General features: G+C 63.8%; 3 protein-coding genes. 1 reads left to right on the top strand and 2 read right to left on the bottom strand.

All coding sequences use genetic code 11. The annotated features are described in order from the left end of the window. Positions 1 to 651 precede the first annotated feature (651 nt). Positions 652 to 954 (top strand): hypothetical protein, encoded by a 303-nt coding sequence (locus ABZW16_RS43745; RefSeq protein WP_354962067.1) that lies wholly within the window; start codon positions 652 to 654, stop codon positions 952 to 954. 320 nt (positions 955 to 1,274) lie between these two features. Here ABZW16_RS43745 and ABZW16_RS43740 read toward each other — a convergent pair whose 3' ends face one another. Together ABZW16_RS43740 and ABZW16_RS43735 are read right to left on the bottom strand one after the other, a co-directional pair. Further along, positions 1,275 to 1,496: a hypothetical protein gene (locus tag ABZW16_RS43740; protein WP_354962066.1), complete on the bottom strand. Its 222-nt coding sequence runs from the start codon at positions 1,494 to 1,496 to the stop codon at positions 1,275 to 1,277. A gap of 114 nt (positions 1,497 to 1,610) precedes the next feature. Then, entirely contained in the window at positions 1,611 to 2,129 is a 519-nt protein-coding gene (locus tag ABZW16_RS43735) for a TrmH family RNA methyltransferase (RefSeq protein ID WP_354962065.1), read from the bottom strand. Between the last annotated feature and the right edge of the window lie 329 nt (positions 2,130 to 2,458).

Raw genomic sequence — 2,458 nt, 5'->3', positions numbered from 1 at the left:
TTGCGTCCTGCCATGTCACTCATCGTCCCTTCCAGCCCTCACCAGGGCCAACAGGACTCTAATACCGAGCGGTCCCATTCACTGGGGACAGGCCATTCACCCCTGTACAGGTATTGCTGACGTTCCAGCCGCTTAGATACGGCTTCGTCTATGTCGTCAGGAAGTCGGTAGAAGTCGACTGAATGCCTCAAGATGGCTTCTCGGCTCGGCACGGTAACTGTGATGCTCGTTTCTGCGCTGGCCCTCAACGCGGGACCCGCCACGGCCGCACCGATCCAAGCGAAGAAACCTATATGTGACAACGGCTTCAGCGCATGGACCACACCAACGGTTTTACCGCCCAAGATCGAAGGCTACGGGTGGGCTAAATGCGATATGCCCTCCGACGGCGACCCTGGTCTCACGCATAACTACTACCTCACCTTGCAGCGCCGTAACGCGTCTGGCGGTTGGGACTCCGTGGGCGAACACGTCCGTACCAGTCTCGTCCCGTGGGCACGCCAGACGTACACAGCCAGCGCGCCATGCTCGGCTGGATACTGGCGAATCTTCTCGTCGGTGAGCGGTACCATCCACAGGCAATACGGTCCCATCGAAACCGCGTCCGACGCGCGGGCCGTCACAGCCGCCGAGTGCGGATAAGGGGATGACATGGGTCTACCGAATGGACGACGTTACGCCGACTACATCAGCCCGGTTAGCACGCGGGACCGGGTAACCGGGGTGGTGCGTGCATTGGCGCTGGCACTTCCGCGTCGACGAAAGCTGCATCCGCAGGACGCCGGTGGCGGGTACCAGGGCGTTCGCCGCGAGTTTGGTCGGTGGGTCGTGCGGCCGATGACTGGCCCCGGCTCGCGCCACTGGATCAGCAAGCCGCATTACGCCAACCGAGCCATTCCCGGCAACGATCTCAAGGCAGCCGAGGACTGGATGCTCGAGACCCTGGGAATCTGACACTCAAACGACCCTACGGTTGTGATCGAAGTATGCCCTGGTTGTCGCCGGGCCCTACCGCCGTTCAGGGGCATTCTGATTACCCAACTCGACTGGCGAGTCTGGTGCTAGATAGGCCCTTGGGCGCGTTCGGCGCGACCCGTTCGAGGATCTTTGTTGCCTTGTCCGTGAACTGCCCACCGACTCAGCTCGCCGGCGACTCGGCCAATATGGCGCGTTTCTGCCGCGATGCCTGTTGTGTGGACTTCCATATTCCTATTTGCGAGTCCGCCGGAACCGATTCCAGCGTCCCGCCCGCCGTACCGGGCAGGTGGACACTCCTACACGGATTCCCAAACTAGGCTGCTGGCGACCTGGTGATTCGTCATCAGCCACTCACGCCACCCGTCCAGACCCCGCCCGCCACAGCGGCGGGCGGCCTGGTCATAACCTTCCATGAAGGCGGTCACCCCGCACAGGGTGGTGCGGCCGATGAACATGCTGGGCCGCTTTGCGAACCATGCGAAGTACTCGCGCTCGCCCATGTCGATCAGATTCGGCACACACGAATCTTGCCGCGCTCTATCTCGGCTGTCGATCGAGCCTGGCGCGATTGCTGACCGCTCCAGCCGGTTTCGCACAGGTCTGTCACGACCAACCAGCGCCGTCGAAACCAATCAACACAGCCCCGCGAGCTTATAGAGCACCAACGACCCCGCGACCGCGACATTGAGGCTGTGGCCGGTGCCGACCATGGGGATTTCGACGGCGGTGTCGAGGAGTTCCAGGGCTTCGGGTGGGATGCCGGTGGATTCGTGGCCGAGGACGATGATGGTGCGTTTGCGGGCGACGGGGAGGTCGGCGAGGCGGATGGATTCATCGGTTAGTTCCACGCCGACGATTGCCGAACCGCCGGTGCGCTGTCGGGCTAGCCAGCGGTCGACGCGGCCGTCGATCCAGTGCACACATTGCCTGTGCCGCAGCGTATTTCCGTGGTTCAGTGCGTCCGGCACCCAGGGTCGGCGGGGCACCGCCATGCAGGCGCCGACCGCATCGCAGGTGCGCAGCAGGGTGCCGAGATTGACGCCGTGTTTGGGCCACAGCGGTGCGACGAGCAGATGGTTCCAGCAGCCGTGCGCCCGCGGACGACGCTGGCGACGGAGTTCGGGGCGGGTGCGCACCCGCGCGGCCGTCACGGGCGCGCGGGAATACCCTTCCCGAGGGAGCGAAAGACTTGGCAGACAACGATTCCCATCACAGTGATGCTTCGCGGCGCATCCGGGCCATCGACATGGCCGGTCATAATCGACCGGCCGGTGGCCCCACAATACCGTCGGCATCACCACAACAGCCAGTGCCCGTCCAGACAGACCGCTCCGCTAGCCCCTCCCGCTGCTCGCCGAGCGTAGTCATATGGCGTCGAATACGGCCCTTGGGTTCACGCGGTCGATGCAACAACTGACGGGAGTCGAGGTGTTGCATGGTTCAGCAGGGTCCGGTGCGGTCGGTGCGGGTGGTGCGGAAG

Source organism: Nocardia sp. NPDC004604 (assembly GCF_040609795.1).
In the GTDB taxonomy this organism is placed as follows: domain Bacteria; phylum Actinomycetota; class Actinomycetes; order Mycobacteriales; family Mycobacteriaceae; genus Nocardia.
Note: the sequence above shows the minus strand (reverse complement) of the source record. Positions and strands in the feature narration are given on the sequence as shown.